General features: G+C 67.1%; 24 protein-coding genes. 14 read left to right on the plus strand and 10 right to left on the minus strand.

Annotated elements, in window-relative coordinates; genetic code table 11:
• Positions 1-8: 8 nt before the first annotated feature.
• Positions 9-785 (plus strand): enoyl-CoA hydratase-related protein, encoded by a 777-nt coding sequence (locus ACP7AR_RS15905; RefSeq protein ID WP_426187976.1) that lies wholly within the window; start codon positions 9-11, stop codon positions 783-785.
• Between the two features lie 73 nt (positions 786-858).
• On the opposite strand, the gene ACP7AR_RS15910 is transcribed toward ACP7AR_RS15905, so the two are convergent.
• The 3 genes from ACP7AR_RS15910 to ACP7AR_RS15920 all read right to left on the minus strand — a co-directional run bounded on the left by ACP7AR_RS15910 (position 859) and on the right by ACP7AR_RS15920 (position 2,427).
• Positions 859-1,302, minus strand: coding sequence for a YdeI/OmpD-associated family protein (locus tag ACP7AR_RS15910; protein WP_426187978.1), 444 nt, complete (start codon positions 1,300-1,302; stop codon positions 859-861).
• Positions 1,303-1,424: 122 nt separating this feature from the next.
• A complete protein-coding gene (locus ACP7AR_RS15915) occupies positions 1,425-1,874 on the minus strand; it encodes an SRPBCC family protein (RefSeq protein ID WP_426187980.1) in 450 nt (149 codons plus the stop codon).
• Between the two features lie 16 nt (positions 1,875-1,890).
• Entirely contained in the window at positions 1,891-2,427 is a 537-nt protein-coding gene (locus ACP7AR_RS15920) for a MarR family winged helix-turn-helix transcriptional regulator (protein ID WP_426187982.1), read from the minus strand.
• 153 nt (positions 2,428-2,580) lie between these two features.
• Between ACP7AR_RS15920 and ACP7AR_RS15925 the strand changes: the two genes are divergently transcribed.
• The 3 genes from ACP7AR_RS15925 to ACP7AR_RS15935 are packed head-to-tail and all read left to right on the plus strand — an operon-like array spanning position 2,581 to position 6,052.
• Positions 2,581-3,357, plus strand: coding sequence for an electron transfer flavoprotein subunit beta/FixA family protein (locus tag ACP7AR_RS15925; protein ID WP_426187984.1), 777 nt, complete (start codon positions 2,581-2,583; stop codon positions 3,355-3,357).
• Positions 3,357-4,346 carry an electron transfer flavoprotein subunit alpha/FixB family protein gene (locus ACP7AR_RS15930; protein ID WP_426187986.1) on the plus strand — a complete coding sequence of 330 codons (990 nt, stop codon included), beginning with the start codon at positions 3,357-3,359 and terminating at the stop codon, positions 4,344-4,346. Before ACP7AR_RS15925 ends, ACP7AR_RS15930 begins: the two co-directional genes overlap by 1 nt.
• A gap of 2 nt (positions 4,347-4,348) precedes the next feature.
• Positions 4,349-6,052 carry a cytochrome b/b6 domain-containing protein gene (locus tag ACP7AR_RS15935; protein WP_426187988.1) on the plus strand — a complete coding sequence of 568 codons (1,704 nt, stop codon included), beginning with the start codon at positions 4,349-4,351 and terminating at the stop codon, positions 6,050-6,052.
• A 117-nt stretch (positions 6,053-6,169) separates the two neighbouring features.
• Here ACP7AR_RS15935 and ACP7AR_RS15940 read toward each other — a convergent pair whose 3' ends face one another.
• Positions 6,170-6,676, minus strand: a complete 507-nt coding sequence (locus ACP7AR_RS15940) for a GNAT family N-acetyltransferase (protein WP_426187990.1) — start codon at positions 6,674-6,676, stop codon at positions 6,170-6,172.
• 109 nt (positions 6,677-6,785) lie between these two features.
• Here ACP7AR_RS15940 and ACP7AR_RS15945 point away from each other — a divergent pair, with 109 nt between their 5' ends.
• A complete protein-coding gene (locus ACP7AR_RS15945; protein ID WP_426187992.1) occupies positions 6,786-7,346 on the plus strand; it encodes a thioesterase family protein in 561 nt (186 codons plus the stop codon).
• 19 nt (positions 7,347-7,365) lie between these two features.
• Positions 7,366-8,751, plus strand: a complete 1,386-nt coding sequence (locus tag ACP7AR_RS15950) for a hypothetical protein (RefSeq protein ID WP_426187994.1) — start codon at positions 7,366-7,368, stop codon at positions 8,749-8,751.
• Here ACP7AR_RS15950 and ACP7AR_RS15955 read toward each other — a convergent pair.
• From ACP7AR_RS15955 to ACP7AR_RS15965, 3 genes are read right to left on the minus strand one after another with little or no spacing between them, the layout of a single operon-like run.
• Positions 8,730-9,254: a hypothetical protein gene (locus ACP7AR_RS15955; protein WP_426187996.1), complete on the minus strand. Its 525-nt coding sequence runs from the start codon at positions 9,252-9,254 to the stop codon at positions 8,730-8,732. The two genes, ACP7AR_RS15950 and ACP7AR_RS15955, sit on opposite strands and share 22 nt — an antisense overlap.
• A complete protein-coding gene (locus tag ACP7AR_RS15960; RefSeq protein WP_426187998.1) occupies positions 9,251-9,793 on the minus strand; it encodes a hypothetical protein in 543 nt (180 codons plus the stop codon). The genes ACP7AR_RS15955 and ACP7AR_RS15960 overlap by 4 nt, the downstream gene beginning before the upstream one ends.
• A complete protein-coding gene (locus ACP7AR_RS15965; protein WP_426188000.1) occupies positions 9,793-10,563 on the minus strand; it encodes a hypothetical protein in 771 nt (256 codons plus the stop codon). Before ACP7AR_RS15965 ends, ACP7AR_RS15960 begins: the two co-directional genes overlap by 1 nt.
• Before the next feature lie 93 nt (positions 10,564-10,656).
• On the opposite strand from ACP7AR_RS15965, the gene ACP7AR_RS15970 reads away from it, so the two are divergent.
• The 7 genes from ACP7AR_RS15970 (at position 10,657) to rocD (ending at position 18,349) form a co-directional block, all read left to right on the plus strand.
• A complete protein-coding gene (locus ACP7AR_RS15970; RefSeq protein ID WP_426188002.1) occupies positions 10,657-14,316 on the plus strand; it encodes a proline dehydrogenase family protein in 3,660 nt (1,219 codons plus the stop codon).
• A gap of 93 nt (positions 14,317-14,409) precedes the next feature.
• On the plus strand, positions 14,410-14,844 hold the full coding sequence (locus tag ACP7AR_RS15975; protein ID WP_426188004.1) for a hypothetical protein: 435 nt from the start codon (positions 14,410-14,412) through the stop codon (positions 14,842-14,844).
• Complete coding sequence (locus tag ACP7AR_RS15980) at positions 14,844-15,059, plus strand: helix-turn-helix transcriptional regulator (protein WP_206475827.1); 216 nt, start codon at positions 14,844-14,846, stop codon at positions 15,057-15,059. The genes ACP7AR_RS15975 and ACP7AR_RS15980 overlap by 1 nt, the downstream gene beginning before the upstream one ends.
• Before the next feature lies 1 nt (position 15,060).
• Complete coding sequence (locus tag ACP7AR_RS15985; RefSeq protein ID WP_426188006.1) at positions 15,061-15,585, plus strand: alcohol dehydrogenase catalytic domain-containing protein; 525 nt, start codon at positions 15,061-15,063, stop codon at positions 15,583-15,585.
• Positions 15,515-16,045: a zinc-binding dehydrogenase gene (locus ACP7AR_RS15990; protein WP_426188008.1), complete on the plus strand. Its 531-nt coding sequence runs from the start codon at positions 15,515-15,517 to the stop codon at positions 16,043-16,045. Before ACP7AR_RS15985 ends, ACP7AR_RS15990 begins: the two co-directional genes overlap by 71 nt.
• A 202-nt stretch (positions 16,046-16,247) precedes the next feature.
• Positions 16,248-17,144 carry a dimethylargininase gene (ddaH, locus tag ACP7AR_RS15995; RefSeq protein WP_426188010.1) on the plus strand — a complete coding sequence of 299 codons (897 nt, stop codon included), beginning with the start codon at positions 16,248-16,250 and terminating at the stop codon, positions 17,142-17,144.
• A complete protein-coding gene (rocD, locus tag ACP7AR_RS16000; protein WP_426188012.1) occupies positions 17,141-18,349 on the plus strand; it encodes an ornithine--oxo-acid transaminase in 1,209 nt (402 codons plus the stop codon). Before ddaH ends, rocD begins: the two co-directional genes overlap by 4 nt.
• Positions 18,350-18,479: 130 nt before the next feature.
• Here rocD and ACP7AR_RS16005 read toward each other — a convergent pair whose 3' ends face one another.
• The 3 genes from ACP7AR_RS16005 to ACP7AR_RS16015 are packed head-to-tail and all read right to left on the minus strand — an operon-like array spanning position 18,480 to position 22,185.
• Positions 18,480-20,375: a BCCT family transporter gene (locus tag ACP7AR_RS16005; protein WP_426188014.1), complete on the minus strand. Its 1,896-nt coding sequence runs from the start codon at positions 20,373-20,375 to the stop codon at positions 18,480-18,482.
• A 38-nt stretch (positions 20,376-20,413) separates the two neighbouring features.
• Entirely contained in the window at positions 20,414-21,739 is a 1,326-nt protein-coding gene (locus ACP7AR_RS16010) for an MFS transporter (protein WP_426188016.1), read from the minus strand.
• Positions 21,740-21,744: 5 nt separating this feature from the next.
• Positions 21,745-22,185 carry a MarR family winged helix-turn-helix transcriptional regulator gene (locus ACP7AR_RS16015; protein WP_426188018.1) on the minus strand — a complete coding sequence of 147 codons (441 nt, stop codon included), beginning with the start codon at positions 22,183-22,185 and terminating at the stop codon, positions 21,745-21,747.
• 42 nt (positions 22,186-22,227) lie between these two features.
• Here ACP7AR_RS16015 and ACP7AR_RS16020 point away from each other — a divergent pair, with 42 nt between their 5' ends.
• Positions 22,228-22,971, plus strand: a complete 744-nt coding sequence (locus tag ACP7AR_RS16020) for a copper homeostasis protein CutC (protein WP_426188020.1) — start codon at positions 22,228-22,230, stop codon at positions 22,969-22,971.
• Positions 22,972-23,007: the final 36 nt, after the last annotated feature.

The following is a 23,007-nucleotide window of genomic DNA, read 5'->3' on the forward strand; positions in this document are numbered from 1 at the left end:
GGGAGCAGATGACCGAATATGAGACGATCCTGGTCGAACAGCGCGGACGCGTGGGCTGGATCACCCTGAACCGGCCGCAGGCCCTGAACGCACTGAACTCGCAGGTCGCGCAGGAGGTCACCGCCGCGGCCGTCGCGTTCGACGTCGATGACGGCATCGGCGCGATCGTCGTCACCGGTTCGGAGAAGGCGTTCGCCGCCGGCGCCGACATCAAGGAGATGGAGTCGATGTCGGCCTCGGACATGCAGGCGACCGATCACTTCGGAGCGTGGAGCGACTTCGCCGCCGTCCGCACTCCTGTGATCGCTGCCGTGAGCGGGTTCGCCCTCGGCGGCGGATGCGAGCTGGCGATGATGTGCGACATCATCCTCGCCGCGGACAACGCGAAGTTCGGTCAACCCGAGATCAACCTCGGCGTCATCCCCGGGATGGGCGGCACGCAGCGTCTGATCCGTGCGGTCGGATATTACAAGGCCGCCGAACTCATCCTCTCCGGCCGGATGATGGGAGCCGAAGAGGCGGAGCGTGCCGGGCTCGTGTCGCGGGTGGTGCCGGCATCCGATCTGCTCGTCGAGGCCACGACGCTCGCCGACACGATCGCCTCGAAGGGGCTGCCGAGCCTCTATGCCGCGAAGGCCGCGTTGGATGCTGCAATGGAGACGCCGCTGGCCGAAGGGCTCGCTCACGAGAAGCAGGCGTTCGCCGCACTGTTCGACACCGCTGACCAGAAGGAGGGCATGGCCGCCTTCCGTGAGAAGCGGAGCCCTGCCTTCACCAACAGATGAGACCGAGTCTGCGGCACGAGGCCGACATGGCGACGGTCGGTCTCGTGCCGTGACGTCGGTGTCGTGGTCGGTGCTACTCGCCGAGCGAATCGATGATCTTCTCCAGGCGGCGCGCACGGGTCTCCTCGGCCTTCGCCTCGGCGATCTGGCGTGCCATCTCCTTCCGCCTGGACGGCGGAAGGTTCTCGAAGGCCGCGCGGACGGCGGGGTCGGCATCCAGTGCCTCGGCCAGCGCCGGCGGAATCTCGATGACGCGTTCCTCGGTGTCGACTGAGATCGTCACTTCGATCTCCTCGCCGATCTCGACGTCTGCCTCTGCACGGGAGGCCTTGCTGAATCCGATCGCATTCTCGCCACCCATGCGCGAAAGGCGAAGCCGGATGCTGCGATCGCCGAAGTCGACCACCACAGGGAACGCCTTGCCTGCCCCGAGGGACGCAACTTGCTCGTCGGTCAGGAAGATCGCGGCTGCGGGGCTGCGACCCACCAGGACGGTCTTCAGATGCAACTCGGTCATGGCGTCAGCGTAGCGCGGGGCTCGTCGGTCTTCGAGACCGAGTCTGCGGCACGAGACCGACATGGCCGCGGTCGGTTTCGCGCCGCATTGTCGGTTTCGGGGCGGTCAGGTGCAGGGCGCGGTCATCCCTCGAGATATGCCTGCAGCACCGCGTTGCGCTCGTCGATGAGGCGACGCATATACGCGCGCATGAACAACCGATCGACGATCGTGCCGATCGGGCCGAGCGGCGATCGGAAGGTGATCGTGTCCCGCATGAGCGTGCCTTGTGGATGCTCGTCGAAGACGTGCTCGTGTTGGAACTCGGCGAAAGGACCTTTCGTCTGCCGGTCGCGGAACCGGTGCGGCGGATCGATGTCGAAGACGGTCGAGGTGAGGTGGAACGGCAGCCCGAAGTGTCGCGCGCGCCATGTCACGGTCGAGCCCTCGGTGAAGACGCCCCCGGCAGGACCCTCGACCATGATCTCGCCGTATCGCGCCATGGACTCGACGTGCAGTGCGGGGTCGATCGACGCGGAGAACACCTCGGCAGGCGTCATGCGGATGACACGCTCGAGCGTGAACTGTGCCATCAGCGGTGCGGAGTCATCACAGCGGATCCGGCTGCGGGCGCGGCTCAGTGAAGTCGCCGGCATTCTTGCGCATACGGGCGACGATCGCGACGAGGTCCGCAGCGTCCGTGGGGTCCATCCCTGGGCGGCTGAACACCTCGCTGTTGAGGGCGGTCGTCGCACGCTCGACGAGCGCACGACCGTCGTCGGTGAGGGAAAGCATGGCGGCGCGTCCGTCGTGCGGGTGAGGTTCGCGCACGATGAGACCGTCGCGCACGAGGCGCTCCGCCGTGCTCGTCACCGTGGTGGCGTGCACCTGCAGACGAGCCACGACGCTGGACAGCGGCAGCCTTCCTGTGCGGCTGAATGCGAGCAGGCGCAGCACTTCGAACCGTGCGAACGAGAGGCCGAAGGGTTTGAGCGCGGCATCCACTCGCGAGAGCAGCAGCTGCTGCGCCCGCATCACCGACGTGACCACGGTCATGCCGTCGGCGGCATCCGTCCAGCCGTGCGCCAGCCACTGGCGCTTCGCTTCGGCGAGCGGATCGGTGGGAAGGGGACGGGGAAGGGCCACGACTCTACGCTACCGTTTGCGCGTCGAACCGAAGAATGTCGCTCTCTGTATACATTAGGTCGCCAATTCCGGGAGTGACTTGGAGAATATGACCTGTTTTGGCTACATAGAGAGCAGTGCGGATAGACTCGGCCGTGTCGTGAGGAGCATTCGATGAAGATCTTCGTCCTTGTCAAAGAGGTGCCGGACACCTATGGCGATCGCAAGCTGAATCTGGAGACCGGGTTGGCCGATCGCGCGGCCGGCGACGTGGTTCTGGATGAGATCACAGAGCGCGCGTTGGAAGTCGCGCTTTCGTACGCCGACAAGAACGATTCCGTCGAAGTGGTCGCCCTCGCGATGGCTCCGGAATCTTCGACGGCGTCGATTCGTCGCGCGCTCGCCATCGGCGCGGCATCCGCTGTGCACGTCGTCGACGAGCAACTCGTCGGCGCCGACCTGGGGCTGACCGCAGAGGTGCTCGCCGCGGCCATCCGCCGCGCAGAGCCGGACCTCGTCATCACCGGCAACCTCTCAACGGACGGCTCAGGCGGCGTCATCCCCGCCATGCTCGCCGAGCATCTCGGCTACGCGCAGGCGACCGCCCTCAATGCCGTGGAGATCACCGCGGAGGGTGTCTCCGGCACCCGCGCCGCCGACGAGGGCAATCAGTCCGTGTCGGCCTCGTACCCGGCGGTGATCTCGATCACCGAGGCATTGCCCGACGCACGCTTCCCGAACTTCAAGGGGATCATGGCGGCGAAGAAGAAGTCGCTCGAGGTGCTCTCCCTCGACGACCTCGGTGTCTCTGCCGATCCTGCGGCGGCACCACGAACGATCATGACCACGGTCTCCGAGAAGCCCCCGCGCGCGGCAGGCGTGAAGATCACCGATGAGGGCGACGCCGGCGCGAAGCTGGTCGAATACCTCGTGCAGAACAGGCTGGTGTGATGATGAGCTACCCCGAGAACTCGATCCTCGTCCTCGTGGACGTGACGCCTGCCGGCGACGCCGCGAGCTCGACTGCTGCGCTCATCGGTGCCGCGTCGACGATCGGATCCCCGGTCGCGCTGGTTCCTGCCGGATCGCCCGGTGCGGATGTGCAACGTGCTGTGGATGCCGCGGCAGCGGCCGGCGCATCGGTCGTGCTGACGGCTGATGCAGATGCCGGATCCCTCACCGTTCCATTGGTCGATGCCCTCCAGGCCGCGTACCAGAAGGTTCAGCCTGCCGCCGTGCTGATCTCGAACTCGATCGCCGGTCGCGACGTCGCCGGTCGCCTTGCGGTGCGCGAGAAGCTCGCGCTGTCGGTGGACGCGATCGGCGTCTCCCGCGATGATGAGGGGATCGTCGCGCACCACTCCGTGTACGGCGGCGCGTACCTCGTGGACTCCGCGCCGACGTACGGTGCGCCGATCATCACAGTGCGCCAGGGTGCCGTCGACACTCGTGCCGAGGCCGTCGCATCGCCGACCGTCGAGGCGCTCGAGGTGACAGCATCCGGTGCCGCCGCTGCGACCGCAGGCTCGATCGAGATCGTCGAGGCCGAGTCTTCTCGTCCGGAGCTGCGCGGCGCGACGAAGGTCGTCTCGGGCGGTCGGGGTCTCGGTTCGAAGGAGCAGTTCGTGCTCGTCGAGCAGCTCGCCGATGCCTTGGGTGCGGCGATCGGCGCCTCGCGCGCTGCCGTCGACGCAGGTTACATCCCTTACGCGCACCAGGTCGGTCAGACCGGCGTCTCGGTGTCCCCGCAGCTGTATGTCGCCGTCGGCATCTCCGGGGCGATCCAGCACCGTGCGGGCATGCAGACCGCCAAGAACATCGTCGCGATCAACAAGGACGCCGAGGCGCCGATCTTCGACGTCGCTGACTTCGGCATCGTCGGCGACCTGTTCAAGATCGTGCCGCAGGTGGTCGAGGCGCTCGAAGCGCGGAAGAAGTAGCCATGGCGACGCGGATGCTCAGACGCGGCCTGCCTCGCGTGATCGGTGGCGAGCCATGGCCTCCTGCCGGCGACGTCGAGGTCGCGGATGCCGCAGGCTCGGGCTCCGATGTCGACGCCGGGCCGGTGGATGCTGCGCCCGTAGAGGTGCGCGCACCTGCTCCCGCAATCGAGCCGGCAGCTGAACCGGTTGACGCGTCCGGGGCGGCCGCACGCTCAGCGCACCATGGCGCTTCCGGCGGCCAGAAGGGCGATGCCGCTGCCGCCGGCTCCGTCCTGCGCCGCGGGCTGCCTCGCACGCCGGGTGGTGAGCCATGGCCGCCGGCGGATGCCACAGCGCGAACGGCGGCGACTGCAGCTTCCTCGATTTCAGCGGTTGCTGAGCCGGTCGCAGCGTCCGCGAGGGCTGAGCCGGTCGCCTCTCCCGTTGTCGCTGCGACTGCGACGTCGAGCGCGGCTCCTGACCGGCCCCAAGCCTCCTCCGACGGCACGGCACTGCGCCGTGGCCTGCCGCGCACCCCCCGCGCTGAACCGTGGCCGCCGGCTGGCACTCGCGTCGCAGCAACGACTGCGGCCGCTGCCGTCTCGCATCCTTCGACAAGCTCAGGGAGCGAAGCAGCCGCGACCGAAACAGCCGAAGAGACTGCGGTCGCAGCATCCGTCTCCGCGGCCCCGTCGACCACGTTGGCGCCGGTCGACGTGAGCAGTCCATTGCTGTTCCAGCGCACGGTGTTCGCGGGCAAGAACGCGTTCACACGCCCCGCGCCCGCACCGGAGCCGAAGCGAATCGGACCGTTCACCAAGGCCCAGTGGGCAGGCGTCGTCATCGTCGGAGGTATCGGTCTGCTCGGCGCCGCAGCGATGGCCGTGTTCTTCGTGCGCTGGCTGCTGAGCCTGTCGGGCATGCAGGACTTCCTGCAGACCTACCCTGGCGAGTACCACCTCCCAGAGGGCGCGCCGGTCGGTTTCCCCGGCTGGCTCGGCTGGCAGCACTTCTTCAACGTGTTCCTGATGGTGCTGATCATCCGCTCAGGTCTCAGCGTGCGCCACGACAAACGCCCCACCGCGTTCTGGACTGCGCGCGGAAACAAGAAGAGCAAGATCAGCCTGACGCTCTGGTTCCATCAGTCGCTCGACATCCTGTGGCTGATCAACGGCATCGTCTTCGTCGTGCTGCTCTTCGCGACAGGGCAGTGGATGCGCGTGATCCCCACCAGCTGGGACGTCTTCCCGAACGCGCTGTCGGCCGCGCTGCAGTACGTGTCGCTGGACTGGCCGACCGAGAACGGCTGGGTGAACTACAACTCTCTCCAGCAACTCGCCTATGGCACGACGATCTTCATCGCCGCGCCTCTCGCCGCCATCACCGGCGCGCGGATGAGTGGCATCTGGCCGAAGAACGCCGCGAGGCTCAACAAGGCGTACCCGGTCGAGTGGGCGCGCGCGCTGCACTTCCCGGTGATGCTGTATTTCGTGGTGTTCATCGCGATCCACGTGTTCCTCGTGTTCGCGACCGGCGCGCTGCGAAATCTCAACCATATGTACGCCGCGCAGGGCTCTGTCGACCCGAATGCCTACGCCGACAACTGGACCGGGTTCTGGTTCCTGGTGGCATCGCTCGTCGTGATCGCCGCCGCGTGGGTCGCCGCACGACCGATGGTGCTGGCCCCGATCGCGAAGCTGTTCGGGAACGTCTCCGCCCGCTGACCTGCGACCTTCTTGAGACCCCGCTTTATCGACGAGACCCCGTCGTACTGACGTCAGTACGACGGGGTCTCGTCACGAAGACGGGGTCTCGGCGGAAGTAGGGGGAGCAAGGCCGTCTCAGCGCACGAAGCGGACTTCGGTGAGCGTCTCGCCGAGGAAGGGCTCGGTGTGGCTCGCGCCGTCGAGCGAGAAGCCGTTGCGCACGTAGAAGCGGTGGGCACGAGGGTTGTCCTCGGCGACCCAGAGGTACAGCGGCTCGTCCTTCTCGACAGCGGCATCGAACAGCTTCTGGCCGAGGCCCGTGGAGTGCCACTTGTCGAGCAGGTAGATGAAGTACAGCTCGCGGAACGCCGGCGCATCCTTGTCGCGCGCGGGTCCTGAGCCGACGAAGCCGACGATCTCGCCGTCGACGAGAGCTGCGCTCATTCGGAAGTCCTCGCCTTGCGCGGCCCAGTGAGTCCACAGCTCTGCCATACGGCGGGGCGACACGCGCTCCAGAGCGGCCTTGCTGACGAGGTGATCGTAGGTCTCGTGCCAGCACTGCGCGTGCACGCGTCCCAGAGCTTCCGCATCCACATCACGGACCGGACGGATGATGATTTCTGGCTGGGCTTCGGCGCTCATGCCCGTGACTCTACGCGCGCCTCGGGCGAAGATGAAATCGAGCGGCGCTCCTGTTTGGTTCCCACAAAGGAGTTCAACGTTCGTGCGTCGCTGGCTACTATCGATCCTCGTGAACGTGATCTGGCGAACCCTCCTCGTGATGTGGCGTGCGCGCCGGAGACTGCGCCGCGAAGGGCAGCTCGCGCCCGGCGACGTAGGGCGGATCAGGGTGACGACGCTCCCCACGGATCTCGATGTCCTGCGCCATATGAACAACGGGCGATACCTGTCGCTGTTCGACCTCGGTCGTTGGGATCTGCTGGTGCGCACCGGCATGAGCGACGCGATGAAGCGCAACGGGTGGTACGCCGTCGTGTCAGCGGAGACCGTGACTTTTCGCAAATCGCTGCAGCTCTGGCAGCGCTTCGACATCGAGTCGCGTCTGCTCGGTCATGATGACAAGGCCATCTATCTCGAGCACCGTGCCGTCGTCGACGGTGAGATATACGCCAGGGTCATCGTCCGCGCGCGCATGCTCAAGCGCAGCGGCGGCACGCTGTCTCACCAGGAGCTGTTCGCGGCCGTCGGACGGCCGGAGGGCCTGCCCGACGTCGAACCGTGGGTGCACGAGTGGGCGATCGCGTCCGCTCTGCCTGCCACCCGCGCGGATGCCCCGAGCATCTGGATGTGAGGCGCGCTAACGTAGGGGCGTGCTGACGATCCTCGCCACGACCGGGCGCGTGCTGCTGCGGCACTGGCCGTCTCTGCTGGCGTGGTTCGCGGCCGGCACGCTCGGGCACTATCTCGCGATCCAGCTGGCCGGCTATGTCGGCGCGTGGAGCTCCACCTGGGGATTCGTGCTGCTGCCGTTGGCGATCCTCTCCAAGCTCATCAGCTTCGTGGCCATGTTCCTCGTCGTACGCGACGGACTGCACAACCTGCAGGCGATCGCGCCCCTGTCCGAGAACGCGGCCGAGCGCCGGAAGACGTTCCTCGAGACGTTGCTCGTCAGCATCCTGCCGTTCTTCGCGATCTACGCCGCATGGGGTTTCCTGCAAGACGACGTCACCGACTACGCCACGCAGGCGCTGGAGGTGCGAACCGGCGTGGCATGGACGCAGCTCGCGGAGCAGATCGAATCAGGCGACACCGCGACCAATGCGAATGCGCTGCCCGCGGATGCCGTCCTGCAACTCGGCTTCAACGTCGCGAGCGTCTCCGTCATCGTGGTGGCCTTCGCTGGACGTTGGGCGTGGAAGCGGTACGGAGCGCGACTGCCGAAGGTTCTCTCACTCCTCGCCGTCTATCTGGAGGCGGTCTGGGTCTGCTTCTCCCTTTTCCTCATCAGCGATGGCATCGCGGCCGTCACCTCGTGGGTCGACGGCCGCGCCGCCATGGTGTGGATCGACGATATCCGTGAGTGGGTCGGCTCGCAGCTCACGCCGGTCGCGTGGATATGGGACGGCGTGGAATGGTTGCTCGGCGAAGCCGGAGGCATCCTGCTCCAGCCGCTCGCGTGGCTGGCCATCTCCGGCGTGATCTACGGGCAGGCGATCGTGGCCGAGAACGTACGGCTGCGTCACCGCTTCTTCAAGCGCACCCGGCAGCGGGTCGAAAGCCTCCCCGGGCCCGTGTCCCGCTGGCTGAGCGAGTTCGGCGAGCAGTTCATCGGCCGCTTCCGTCCGCTCGGCAAGGCGATCGTGCTGATGTGGCGGGCCGGCCCCGTGATGATCGCCACCTACGTGTTCCTGTACACGGTCGTGATCGCTGCCGACGCGCTGCTCAGTCTCGCGATCACGCGTGTGCTGGGCCCGAACGACCTCGAATCGTTCTGGCAGGTCGCCGACAGCCTCATCTTCCTGCTCGTGCCCTTGATCCTCGAGCCGATCCGATTCGTGCTCGTGGCCGCGTCGTACGACGCCACACTCGGTGCCCTTCGGGCTCAGGTGGCCGAGGAAGCACAGGAGCCTCAGGCGTCGGACACGCCACAGGTGGCAGCGACGCAGGGCACGGAATCGGCGAACGTCGAGCGCGTGGCCGCCGAAGTGGTCGATCCGAGTCCTGCGCCGACGACTCAGGGGTCGATCGAGAACTGAACCATCTGCGGGGCGACCGCCGCCGGTGCGATGTTCACCCAGAACGGGCCCTCCGCATCCTTCGGCACTATGTAGGGCAGGAGCAACTCGTACGGCTCAGTCGCGGTGCTGTCGCAGATGGTCGGCTCGTCGGGGTTCGACGACACCCCCAGATCGAAGCGCCCCTCACTCCATTCGCGTCCGCTGCTCTGCTCGATCAGCGTCGGCGCGAGGCAGGAGGGCGGATCTTCGCCTGGAGCGACGGGGATGACGGCGACGACCACTTCGGTGCCGTCGGGCAGCGTCAGGCCTTCGACGTTCTCGAGGTACTGACCGCGGATGGGTCCCCACGTCGCACCTGCGAGCTCGACGGTCCCGTCTTCGGTCTCGGGTACGACAGCAGAGGTCGAGCGGCCCTGGAAGTACTCCTGCCATTCGTTCCATCCGATGACTCCAGCCGTGACTGGCGCGAGCACGGCCAAGGCGATCAGCGGCACTGTGTTCCGTCGCCACCAGCCGGTCATGGCGTCGCCCATTCCGTGTCGTGCACTGACTCCTCGGCGCTGATGGTCAATTCGTCGAGCGGGATCGTCAGCTCGATGACCGAATCGAGACGGGTGTCGCCGCTGGGGGAGAGGTGCAGGATGCCGGTGCCGGTCAGCGCGTCGTCCGGGAGTTCGAACGCGATTGTGCCTGTGCGAGGGATGCCGGGGACGAGCTTGGTCGAGAAGATCGAGTCCATTCGCTCACTCGCGCGGAATTCGCGACCGCCGATCGTCAGCGTCGCGCCTTTGAGGAGACTGTCGGTCGTGACGGCTTCGGCCTTCAGATCGACGAGCAGCCAGGTTCCCTCGGCGCTCCATCCGTTCGAACTCGTGACGGCGCTCGCCGCGCGTACGTCGAGGACCGTGACGACGATCTCGCGTCCGACGGTCTCGGAGCCGACCGCGGTGGCGACGATGAAGGGCTCGGACGCCGCGTCGTCGGAGGGCGTGAGGAACTGGACGAACCAGGCGCCGACGAGCAGGACGAAGGTCGCGACCCAGGGCAGCCATTTCTTCATCAGGATTCCTCCTCGGGTGGGATCTCTTCCACAGGGAGTTCGGCGAACCCAGCGACGGTGACAGCGTCCCAGTATCGTCCGTGCATCACCGAACTGCCGACGAACTCGGTCGCAGTGTGCAGCACAACCCGAACCTCGGTGAGATCAGCGACATCAGCGGCCGAGACCAGCCAGCTCAGGGCGATCTGCGTCCGGACGTTCGGCTGCAACCACGCGTCGGCGAAGTTCTCGTCTTCGAGTCGGGCGATCGCGGGCGCGACATCGGGGAATCCTTCGATGCGCACTTCTACAGCAGAACCGTCGCTTGCGGCCCGGCGGGGGACGTCGCTGAGGTTCGTGACATCCATGATGAGCGTCAAGACGCGCTCGTCCACCCCCGCGTCGGCGATGAGGCCGGAGTATTCCAGCTCGTCTGCGACCGTGACCCGCATCGGCGTCATCTCCAGTTCTGCGCCGGTGAACGTCTCGCCTGGACCGATCTCGGGCAGCGGAGGCTCCGGTACGGAGGCAAGGCCACCGAACGCGGCGGTGACAGCGAGGAAGACTCCGGTCGCGCCTGTTGCGAGCCACCTCGCCGGCACGCGGTCGATGGCCGCGCGAGCCCATTGATTGCGCCGCGGCACGGATGCGGGTGGCGCCGCGGATGCCGGCGGAACCACACGCGGCGAAGCATCAGGAGCAGCGGCAGTCGGAGCGGCAGCATTCTTCGCCCTGGCGACGCCAGTCTCCGGCGTGCTCGAAGAGCGCCGCTTGCCCCCCTGGTCGGTCACAGCAACATCTTAGAGCGGTGCGGGTGGGCCGAGTAGCGGCTGCTTTGCAGTGTCACTCGCGTCATGGTGCGGTCGCGCTCTTAGGCTGGGCACATGTCAGAGTCGTCGTCCCATGGGACCGATCAACTCGCCGCTCAAGCGGTCGAACTCGCGCGCCGCTGGATCGCCGAAGCGGCAGAGATCGAGGTCGATCCGGCGGCTGCGCGCCTGGCCGATCTGCTGCAGGACAAGAACGGCCTTCCGTTCACTCTCGGGTTCGTCGACGGGGTGATGCGGCCGGAGTCGCTGAGTGCCGCAGCCGCCCAGCTTCAGCGGATCGCACCGATCGTTCCCGACTTCCTGCCCTGGTATCTGCGCGGCGCGGTGCGCCTCGGCGGCGGGATCGCCCACGTGATCCCCACCCCGACCGTGCCCATCGCTCGCCGCGTGCTCCGCGAGATGGTCGGGCACCTGGTCGTCGACGCGCGTCCCGCGAAGCTCGGCGCTGCGATCCAGAAGCTCCGTGAGACGGGTGCCCGACTGAATCTCAACCTGCTGGGCGAAGCCGTGCTGGGCGAGGCGGAGGCGAAGCGCCGGCTCGACGGCATCCATGACCTGATCAAGCGGGACGACGTCGACTACGTATCGGTCAAGGTCTCGTCCGTCATCAGTCACGTGTCGATGTGGGCATTCGACGAGATCGTCGATGCCGTCGCCGCCCGCCTGCTGCCGCTCTATGTGACCGCCGCATCGAACGGCACCTTCATCAACCTCGACATGGAGGAGTACCGCGATCTCGATCTCACGATCGCGGTGTTCACCCGCATCCTCGAAGATGAGCGTCTGCTGCTCGTGGAGGCGGGCATCGTGCTGCAGTCCTACCTGCCCGACGCGCTCGAGGCGTTGCGCGAGCTCACCGCATGGGCGAAGACACGAGTCGAGCACGGCGGCGCGAAGATCAAGATCCGACTCGTCAAGGGCGCGAATCTCGCCATGGAGCGTGTGGATGCTGTGATGCACGGGTGGCCGCTGGCCACCTACGACACGAAGCTCGACACCGACGCGAACCACTTGCGGCTGCTCGATGAGGCGCTGCGTCCGGAGAACACCGCTGCGGTGCGGATCGGCGTCGCCGGGCACAACCTGTTCGGCATCGCGCACGCGTGGCTGCTCGCCGGCGAACGCGGCGTCAGAGACGACGTCGAGTTCGAGATGCTGCTCGGCATGGCGCAGGGGCAGGCGCAGGCCGTCTCGCGCGAGGTCGGACCTGTGCTCCTGTACGTGCCGGTGGTGAAGCCTGACGAGTTCGATGTGGCGATCAGCTACCTCGTCCGACGGCTCGAGGAGAACGCGGCTCCGGAGAACTTCCTCTCCGGCGCGTTCCATCTGCACGATGATCCGACACTCTTCGAGAGGGAGCGGGGGCGGTTCCTCCGCGCGCTCGAGCGGGCGGGCGATCGCACGATGAGGCGCGTCCCGTTCCGCATCCAGAACAGGCAGACGCCGGTGCACGAATCGCTTCGGCCCACGTCTGCCTCGCAGAGCGACGACGCAGACCTCACGAAGGCCGTGCTCGGCATCGCCAGAGGATCCGACGGGTCGGATGACGAGGCGTTCGTCGAGACTGCGGTGTATTCGCGCCGTGAGGCGGAATCCGATTCCGCAGGGGCGCCGGGGTTCGCCAACACCACGGACACTGATCCTGTTCTTCCGGCCAACCGAGAATGGGCAGGCGCCATCCGCGGCCGCATCACGACCTCGACGGTCGGTGACTCCACTGTGCTGGACGCCAGGATCGATGACGCGGCAGTGTTGGAGCAGAAGATCGCACAGGTACGTGCTGCCGCACCGGCGTGGGGTGCGCGCCCCGCGTCCGAGCGCGCCGAGATACTGTTGCGCGCCGCCGCCGCACTGGAATCCCGCCGCGGTGACCTCATCGAGGTCGCGGCATCCGAGACCGGCGAGGTGTTCTCCGAGGCGGACATCGAGGTCAGCGAGGCTGTCGATTTCGCTCGCTACTACGGTGCGAAGGCCCGCGAGTTGGATGCCGTCGCCGGTGCCGCATTCGAACCGGCCCGCGTCACCGTCGTCACGCCGCCGTGGAACTTCCCCATCGCGATCCCCTCGGGCGGTGTGCTCGCAGCGCTCGCCGCCGGTTCAGGCGTGCTCTTCAAACCGGCGCCGCAGGCCAGGCGGTGCGCGGCTGTCGTCGCCGAAGCGCTCTGGCAGGCCGGCATCCCGAGGGACGTCCTCACCCTCGTGGACATCGAAGAGGGCGATCTGGGGGAGCAGCTGATCGCGCATGAATCGGTGGATCGCGTCATCCTCACCGGCTCCTGGGACACGGCCGCACTGTTCCGATCCTGGCGTAACGACCTGCCACTGCTCGCCGAGACCAGCGGCAAGAACGCGATCGTCATCGCGCCGTCAGCTGATCTCGACCTCGCCGTCGCCGACCTCGTGAAGAGCGCGTTCGGGCACGCGGGGCAGAAGTGCTCCGCCGCATCGCTCGCGATACTCGTCGGCCCGGTAGGACGCTCCAAGCGCTTCGCCCGACAACTGGCGGATTCCGTGCGCTCTCTCAACATCGGGTGGCCCACCGACCCGCTGGCCGAGGTCGGTCCGGTGATCGAGGAGCCGCGGGGCAAGCTCGCCTGGGCCTTGAGCGAACTCCAGGACGACGAGAAGTGGCTGATCAAGCCCTCCCTGGTGGGCGGCGATGAGACCGGACGGCTGTGGCGCCCCGGCATCCGCGTCGGCGTACAGCCCGGGTCCCGCACCCACCGCGAGGAGTTCTTCGGCCCGATGCTGGGAATCATGCACGCGCCGACCCTTTCTGCCGCGATCGCCCTGCAGAACGACGTGGCATACGGCCTGACCGCAGGGCTGCACACCCAGGATCCCGACGAGCTCGCCCTCTGGCTCGATCGGGTGCGGGCCGGCAACCTCTACGTCAACCGCGGCATCACCGGCGCGATCGTGCAGCGGCAGCCCTTCGGAGGCTGGAAGCGATCCTCGATCGGACCCGGTGCGAAGGCGGGCGGCCCGAACTACCTGATCGGCCTGGGAACCTGGCGTTCGTTGCCCCGTGGCAGGGCATCGAGCACCCTGCATCTCCGGGGACTCGACAGTCGTATCTCGGGGCTCATCGAGTCGGCGCAGTCATCGTTGGACTTCGAAGCCTTCGAATGGCTGCGTCAGTCGGCTCTGTCGGATGCCGTCGCATGGGATCGTGAATTCGGCCAGGTGCGCGACGTGTCGCAGCTCGGCATCGAGCGGAATCTCTTCCGCTATCGGCCGGCGCCCGTTATGGTGCGCGCGACGGCGGACGCCCCGCTGCAGGACGTGCTCCGAGTGGTGCTAGCCGGCATCCGCTCAGGCGCGGGCTTTTTCGTCTCCATCGCCGAGGGGCTTCCTGCCGAAGTGCGCAGTGCGCTCAGCGACCTCGGCGCACTCATCGCGGTGGAGAGCGACTCGGAGTGGGTCGAGCGGATGCTGCGGCGCGAGGAACCGGCCCCCGCTGCGGTTGCCGCGCACGAGCCGGAACGCGCGTCGGGCGTCCGCGTGCGGCTCATCGGGGGGCGTGGTGCGGTCGCCCGACTGCACCGCTCGCTGGCCGACGCTCTGGGAGGCGACCCCGACGTCGCCGTCTATGACAACGAGGTCACGTCAGCCGGACGGTTGGAGCTTCTGCCTTTCGTGTACGAGCAGTCGATCAGCATCACGGCTCATCGGTTCGGCAACCCCGACGACTGGAGTGCCGACGTCATCTGAGCGATCGCTCATTTTCGTGTAAAAGATTCTTGACATGGACGCCGCCGCGGCGGTACCTTCAAAGTGTCAAGAATCTTTTACATCGGAGGCGTCATGGTCTACACGGAGCGCAACACCTGGTCGACGCTGATCGCCACGGCCGTCATCATCCCCGGCTACATAGTCGTCGTCCTCCAGCAGGCGGCCGGAGGGCCGCTCACGTCGGTCGACTGGTTCCCCATCATGTTGTGGGCGATCGGGATCAGCATCGCGGCCACCATCGTCCTCAGCCTCCTGTGGGGGATCTTCGCAGGGTTGCGCGACCCGAAGGGCGCGACGGCCACCGACATCCGCGATCGTGACATCGACCGCATGGGCGCGCGCGTCGAGCATGCGTTCCTCGTCATCGCGGGTCTCGGCGTCATCGCTCTGTGCGCCGTCGGTGCAGACGTGTTCTGGATCGCGAACGCGATGTTCCTCGGGTTCGCGGTCTCCTCGTTCATCGGCAGCATCGCGCGGATCATCGCCTACCGTCGGGGTCTCGTCTGATGGTCAAGCCCACTCTCGTCACCAACAGCATCCGCTCCCGACGCGAGGAGGCGGGGATCACCCAGGCCGATCTCGCCGGCCGTATCGGCGTCACGCGCCAGACGCTCATCGCCATCGAGCAAGGCAGGTACTCGCCCACGCTCGAGCTCGCTTTTCAGATCGCCCGTGCATTCGAGGTCGGCATCGACGACCTCTTCCAGTATCCGGAGGATTGAGATGGACACCGCAGTAATTCCCGCCACCATGACCGCTTGGCTTCGCGCCGATTACGGCCCTGCCGCAGGCACGACACAGCAGGACGTCATCGTCCCTCGCCCCGGCAAGGACGAGGTGCTGTTGAAAGTGCGGGCGACGGCATTGGCCGCCGGTGATGTGCGTCTTCTGCTCGGGGACCCGCAGTTGGCGCGACTCGCATTCGGGCTGCGCCGGCCGAAGCAGCCGATTCGCGGCATCGACGTCGCAGGCACTGTCGTCGCCGTCGGCGAGGGCGTTCCGAGAGAACGCATCGGCGACGAGGTCATCGTCGAACTGAACGCCGGGGGAGGACTCGCCGCCTTCGTCGCGGCCCCCGCAGCCAGGATCGTGGTTCGACCGGACGATGTCGCCCCCGGTCTCGGCCGGTACTGCTCAGCAGGCGCTCGATCTTGCCGGTGTCGCAGCCGGTCACCGGGTGCTCGTTCTCGGCGGATCGGGCGGAGTCGGCACCTTCACCGTGCAGCTCGCCGTCGACCGTGGTGCTGAGGTCGACGCCACGTGCGGCGAGTCGAATCGCGCCTTGGTCGAGCGGATCGGTGCGACCCGCACGTTCGATCACCGGGTGACGTCGGCATCCGTTCTGGAGGCAGGTCGGTACGACGCCATCATCGACATCGTGGGGAGAGAACCGCTGCCCACCCTGCGCGATCTCCTGACCCCCGAGGGAACGATCGTGATGGTCAGCGGGGCCGGCGGGAGCGTACTCGGCCCTCTGCCGCGGATGCTGCGTGCCGCCCTCCTCTCGATCGGGTCGCGTCGGCGCATCCGACCGCTTCTGGCCGTGCCGAAGCCGGAGATGACCCGGGCGCTGATCGAACTGGTGCGCGCGGGACGCATCGCCCCGGTGATCGAGCGCACGTACCCGTTCTCCGAGGCGACCGCCGCCCTTGCGCGTGTCGAGACCGGCCATGCTGTGGGGAAGGTCGTCGTCCGTGTCGAGGAGTGACGAGTTCGCCGTCGGTCTGCTTCGCTGAGCCCGGGTTCGAGGCGCCGCTGGCGCGCGCACAGATTCGAATGTCAGAATGAACTCTGGCGTGCCTGCGTCGCATCTTCCCCGCCCTCGATCCCTGAGCCAGTCGAAGGGTCGAGCGGGTCGAACTTCCGCCGGGCCCCTGGACAGCGTCCGCCGCATCTCTTCAAGGAGCAAGATGTCGACGCCAGAAACCGTCACCACCACCACATCCGCCCGCACCGCGCAGCACCGCCGGTATCTGATGTGCCGTCCTGAGCACTTCACGGTGAGCTACAAGATCAACCCGTGGATGGAACCGGCGAAGCCGACCGACACGGCGAAGGCCGTGGCGCAGTGGCAGAAGCTGTACGACCTCTATCTGGAACTCGGTCACGAGGTCGAGCTGATCGATCCGCTCGAAGGCTTCCCCGACATGGTCTACACGGCCAACGGCGGCTTCGTGATCGACGGGCGCGCATATGTGCCGAAGTTCCGTTTCGTCGAGCGCGCCGGTGAGGCGCCCGCATTCGCGGACTGGTTCCGTGCGAGCGGATTCGACACGGTCGAGCCGGAAGAGGTCAACGAGGGCGAGGGCGATTTCCTGCTCGTCGGCGACACGATCCTCGCGGGCACCGGGTTCCGCTCCACCGGCGACAGCCACCGCGAGGTCGGAGAGGTGTTCGGTCGTGAGGTCATCTCGCTGAATCTCGTGGACCCGCGCTTCTACCACCTCGACACCGCCCTCTCGGTGCTCGACCCGGTCGAGGGCGCCGCGAACGGCGGGCCGGAGCGGGCGAACATCGCGTACCTGCCTGGTGCTTTCGACGATGCGAGCCGCGCGATCCTGGAGGAGCGCTTCCCGGACGCCATTCTCGTCGACGATGCGGACGGTGCCGTCTTCGGGCTGAACTCCGCGAGCGACGGGTACAACGTCATCATCTCGCCGCGCGCGACAGGATTCGAGAAGCAGCTGCGTGAACGCGGCTACAACCCGATCACCGTCGATCTGTCCGAGCTGCTGCTCGGCGGTGGAGGCATCAAGTGCTGCACTCTCGAACTGCGCGCGGCCGGTGGCGAGGAGACGAACGCATGACCGTCTCGACGGCGCCCGCGGAAACGCACGTCGCCCAGAACTACAGTCCGCTGCCCGTCACCGTCGCATCCGGTGAGGGGGCGTGGGTGACCGACGTCGAAGGCAAGCGCTACCTCGACCTGCTCGCTGCGTACTCGGCCGTGAACTTCGGTCATCGGCATCCGGATCTCGTCGCGGCTGCGACCGAACAGCTCGGCCGCGTGACGCTCGTGAGCCGCGCGTTCAAGAGCGACCGGCTCGAGCCCTTCGCAGACGCTCTCGCCCGGCTGTGCGGCAAGGACCTCGTGCTGCCGATGAACACCGGCGCTGAGGCCGTCGAGACCGGCATCAAGGTCGCGCGTGCGTGGGGCTACCGGGTCAAGGGCATCGCAGCGGACAAGGCACGGATCGTCGTCGCAGCTGGCAACTTCCATGGCCGCACCACGACGATCGTCAGCTTCAGCGACGACGAGTCGGCCCGCGACGACTTCGGTCCGTACACCCCCGGCTTCGACGTGGTGCCGTTCGGAGACGCGGATGCGATCGCCGCCGCCATCACGGACGACACGGCAGCCGTTCTCGTCGAGCCGATCCAGGGCGAGGCCGGCGTGATAATTCCCCCCGCGGGGTATCTCGCGCGGGTCCGCGAGATCTGCACCGAGAAGAACGTGCTGTTCATCGCGGATGAGATCCAGGCGGGCCTCGGCCGCGTCGGCGAGACCTTCGCGAGCGATCGCGAAGGCGTCGTGCCCGATCTCTACCTGCTGGGCAAGGCGCTCGGCGGCGGCATCCTGCCGGTGTCGGCCGTCGTCGGTGATCGTGATGTGCTGGGCGTGATCCGCCCTGGAGAGCATGGTTCCACGTTCGGCGGGAACCCGCTCGCCGCCGCTGTCGGGCTGCGCGTCGTGGAGATGCTGGAGACGGGTGAGTTCCAGGAGCGCGCCCGCACGCTCGGCGCCCACCTCGACGAAGGGCTGCAGAAGCTCATCGGCGACGGCGTCACCGCCGTGCGCGTCGCAGGACTCTGGGCCGGCGTCGACATCGACCCCGCTCGCGGCACCGGCAGGGAGATCAGCGAGAAGCTGATGGAACGCGGCGTGCTCGTCAAGGACACGCACGGTCAGACCATTCGCATCGCCCCGCCCCTCGTCATCCGCAGCACGGAGATCGACTGGGCGCTCGAGCAGCTGCGGCTCGTACTCGAGGGCTCTGCATCGCAGCACTGAGCGCGCGACACGCGTTCGCGTGAGAAGAAGGATTTCCCGGCCTGACGACGGATGTCAGCCGGGAAATCCTTCCTGCTGAGACCTGACGGCACGTGAGGGTGCCGGCCGTCGGCGCTCCGGTGCCCGGAGTTCAGCGCAACGGCGGCTCCTGGTCCTCTCCGTGCGACGGCACATCCTGGTCGTCATGCGCTGAGAGCTCGTCCGCTGACACGAAGTCGTCGACGTCGAGCATCGCGGGGCCGGCATCCGCCCGACTCTCTGCGCTGAGCAGCTCAGCAGGGATGCGGATAGGCGTCGTCGGCGCGACCGGCAGTCCGAGGCGTCGCTGGAGGTTGCGCAGCCAGCGTGGCTGCGCTCCGAGCAGACCAGTCTCGTCGCGCGCTTCCACCTCGAGGCCGTAGTAGTCGCCGATCTTGTCGATGAGCTGCGCGCGCTCTGCCCTCGCGTACGCCCGCCGTTCTCGGATGAACGCCACCATGGTCGACCAGCAGATCAGCAGCATCACGACGCTGAACGGCAACGCGATGGTGATCGCCGCTGTCTGCAGGGCCGTCAGGCCACCTGCCAACAACAGTGCGATCGCGAGCGCTGCGGTGACCAGCACGAAGAACGTGCGGATCCAGCGCTTCGGGTTCTGCTGCCCGCCGGTCGCGATCATCCCCATCACCAGTGCGCCGGAATCCGCCGAAGTGACGAAGAAGATCGCGATGAGGAGAAGCGCGCCAACGCTGACGATGCCGGCGCCGGGCACGTGCTGCAGCAGTTCGAACAGCGCACCCTGCAGGTCGACCTCGCCGGCCGCGTTCGTGAGCGTGCCGGGATCCGCCAGCTCGAGTGCGAGCGCTGAGCCGCCGAGCACCGAGAACCACAGGATGCCGAGGAGCGTCGGCACCAGGATGACACCGGCGACGAATTCGCGCACCGTCCTGCCCTTCGAGATGCGCGCGATGAAGATCCCGACGAACGGTGCCCACGAGATCCACCAGCCCCAGTAGAACGAGGTCCACTGGGCCTGCCACTCCTCTCCCGCTGTGCCCTGAAAAGCGCTCACGTTGAACGAGAGTCCGACGAAGTTCTGGATGTAGTACCCCATCGACTGGACGAAGTCGCGCAGCAGGAACTCACTCGGCCCCATCACCAGCAGATAGAGAACGAGGAGACCGGCCATGACCAGGTTGATGTTCGACAGCCACTTCATACCCTTGGTGACACCGGAGAGCACCGACGCGAGCACGAACACCGAGATGACCAGGATGATGATCACCTGAGTGGTCGCATCGGGCTTGGCGATGCCGGCAGCATCGAGGCCGGCACTGATCTGCAGCACCCCGAGACCGAGCGACGTCGCGACGCCGAAGAGCGTGCCGACCAGCGCGATCACGTCGATCGCGTGACCCCACCCGCCCTCGACCCGTTTGCCGAGCAACGGCTCCAGAGTCCAGCGGATGGAGATCGGGCGCTTGCGGCGGTGGATGGCGTAAGCCAAGGCGAGGCCGATCACGACGTAGATCGACCAGGCGTGCACGCCCCAGTGCAGGTAGGTCTGACCGAGTGCGGCCTGTGCCAGCTGCTCTGGTGTTCCCGCCACCCCTGGGCGCGGATCGACGAAGTGGGTCAGTGGCTCCGACACTCCGTAGAACACCAGTCCGATGCCCATTCCGGCAGCGAACAGGAGCGAGAACCAGCTCATCAACGAGAACTCCGGCTCGTCGTCATCCTTACCCAGTTTGATGTCGCCGAACCTGCTGAATCCGAGATACAGGCTGAAGGCGACGAAGATCGCGGCGATGAGCACGTAGTACCAGTTGAAGGCGTTGACGATCGTGGTCTGGATCGTCTTGAACATGGCCTCGGCGATGTCGGGGGCGATGAGCGTGAAGGCCACGAACACGATGACGATCACCGCTGCGGGCCAGAACACCCAGCGCTGCACCGGCGGGAGGGAACGTTTCGGCAGCGCAGCGACGACGTCGGTGTCGGCGGCGGGTGAAGCGCCCTGATTCTCGCTGTTCTCCGGTTCGCTCATGGCTACACGCTAGCCAGATACGGGGGCGAGCGGGAGAGTCAGTCCGCGCGCACTGTCCTGATCGGCGTGGTGGCGGCGGCCACTTCGTCGCTGAACTCCACCGGGTCGGCGCGCATGACCGAGATCGGCCGCGTCTCATCCAACGTGAGGCGGAATCGCGTGTTCTTCCGGCGGTGCAGCCTCCCCGAGGCCAGCATCCAGGTCACCCCGACCGCCATGGCGGCGAGTCCGGCGATTCCGCCGACCAGGATCGATGCCCGGGGGCCGGCGGCGTCCGTGATCCAACCGGCGATCGGTGCGCCGATCGGAGTCGACCCCATGACGACGGCCATGTACAGCGCCAGCACGCGCCCGCGCAGCGCGGGGTCGGTCGTGGTCTGCACGTATCCGTTGGCGGTGGTGAGCATGGTCACGGTGGAGAAGCCCACGAAGATGAGGACTGCGGCGTAGCTCCAGTAGCTCGGCATCCAGGAGGAGATCATGGATGCGATCCCGAAACCGCCCGCGGCGATGACCAGCACACGGATCCGGGCCCTGTCGCGTCGCGCCGCCAGCAGCGCACCCACGAGGGAGCCGATCGCGAGCACCGAGCTGAGCACTCCGTAGCCGTCTGCCTCGCGCCCGAACTCCAGAGCCATGGTCGAGGCGTAGATCGGGAAGTTCATGCCGAACGCGCCGATCAGGAACACCATGAGGAATGTCACCTTGAGATCGCTCCGGCCCCAGACATAGTGGAAGCCTTCGGCGAGACGCGTCCGTCCGGTGTTCTTGATGCGGGGAAGCAGTTCGCGGGAGCGGATCAGCACGAGCGCGATGAGCATGGCGAGGAAGGTCGCCGCGTTGATCACGAACACCCATCCGGTGCCGACCGCGACGATGAGCAGGCCGCCGACGGCGGGGCCGATGAGTCGGGCCATGTTGAACGACGCGGAGTTCAGTGCCACCGCGTTCGAGGCGTCGCCCACCGAGACCATGTCGGAGACGAACGCCTGGCGTGCCGGTGCGTCGAAGGCGTTCGTCACTCCGAAGGCGAGTGCGAAGCAGAACATCAGCGGCAGCGTCATGACGCCGGTGAGCAGAAGCGCGGCGACGCCGATCGCGAGCGCCATCAGCACCGTCTGCGTGAGGAGCAGGATCTTGCGCCGATCGAAGCGGTCGGCGACCCAGCCGGTGAGACTGACCAGCACCAGTGGTGGCCCGAACTGCAACGCCATCGTGAAGCCCATAGCGGTGGCGTCGTTGTCGGTCAGCTCGGTGAGCACGACCCAGTCCTGGGCCGTGGCCTGCATCCATCCACCGATGTTGGACACCAGGGCGCCGAGGAACCAGATCCGATAGTTGAAAGACGAGAAGGAGCGGAACATCGCCGTCATCGTTCGGCCACCTTCCGCATGAGGGCTGCCGCGTCGCGAAGCGTGTGCAGTTCGTCGTCGGTGAAGTCGAACTCTGCGAGTGCGTCAGCGAGAGCGGCGTCGCGCTTCTGAACGGTCGCCGTCACGACCGCCGTGCCGGCATCCGTGATCTCGATGTAGACCCGTCGACGGTCGTTCTCGTCAGGCACCCGCACGACGTGGCCGCTCTCGGCCAGGGCATCGACGATGTTCGACATCGTCGGAGCGCTCACCCGCTCGCGCTGCGCCAGCTCACCCACGGGCAGCCGTCCGTTGCCGCGGAGGTTGGCGAGCACGGCGAACTGCGCGTCGCTGATGCTGTCGACGGCGCGTTCGCGGCGCAGGCGCCGTGCGAGGCGGAACGTCGCCATGCGCAGGTCGGTGGCGGTGGCGTGCAGAAGATCATCGGGTTCAGTCATTACTTAGGTAGTCTAACTAATCTTTCTGAGAATGGGGGCAGAATGGATGCCGTGAACATCGCACTCGAGCTCGCCGTCCAGGATCCTGCAGGCGTGCGCGTCGCACGTGAGATCGGTGCTGCACGCGTCGAACTGACTCAGGCGCTCGCGCTCGGCGGCCTCACGCCGTCGCCGGCGACACTCCAGCTCGCACGGGAAGCGGCAGGGGAGAGCGGCCCGGAGATCCATGTGCTGATCCGCCCTCGCGCCGGCGGATTCCACTACGACGCCGACGAGGTCGCGCTCTCGGTGCGCGACGTCGAGTGGGCGGTAGCGAACGGAGCGGATGGCGTCGTCATCGGCGCGCTGGACGCGTCCGGCGCTCTCGATCTCGACGCGATGGCGCGTCTGCGCGATGCGGCAGGCGAGGCCTCTGTGACTCTGCACCGCGCGATCGACGTCACGGTCGACCCCGTGGCCACCCTGGAGCACGCCGTAGAGCTCGGGCTGCGACGGGTGCTGACCTCGGGCGGTGCGTCGACAGCGATCGAGGGGGTGGACACGCTGCGTGCGCTCGTGAAAGCTGCCGACGGTCGCATCGAGATCATGGCGGGAAGCGGGGTCGTGGCGACCGGAGCGGCCCTTCTGGCGGCCACCGGTGTCGATGCGCTGCACTTCTCGGCCAAGCGCGCCGTCGCCGGAGACGGGGGGCAGGTGCGGATGGGATCCGCCTCGGACGGCGTCGGCGAATACGAGGTCACCGACCGCGACGCGGCGTTCGCCGTGCGTCGCGCCCTCGCACTCTGACGGAGGCGGCGAACGTCACCTGCGGTGCGTCGGCGA

This window comes from Microbacterium sp. TWP3-1-2b2, from assembly GCF_049896145.1.
In the GTDB taxonomy this organism is placed as follows: Bacteria; Actinomycetota; Actinomycetes; order Actinomycetales; family Microbacteriaceae; genus Microbacterium.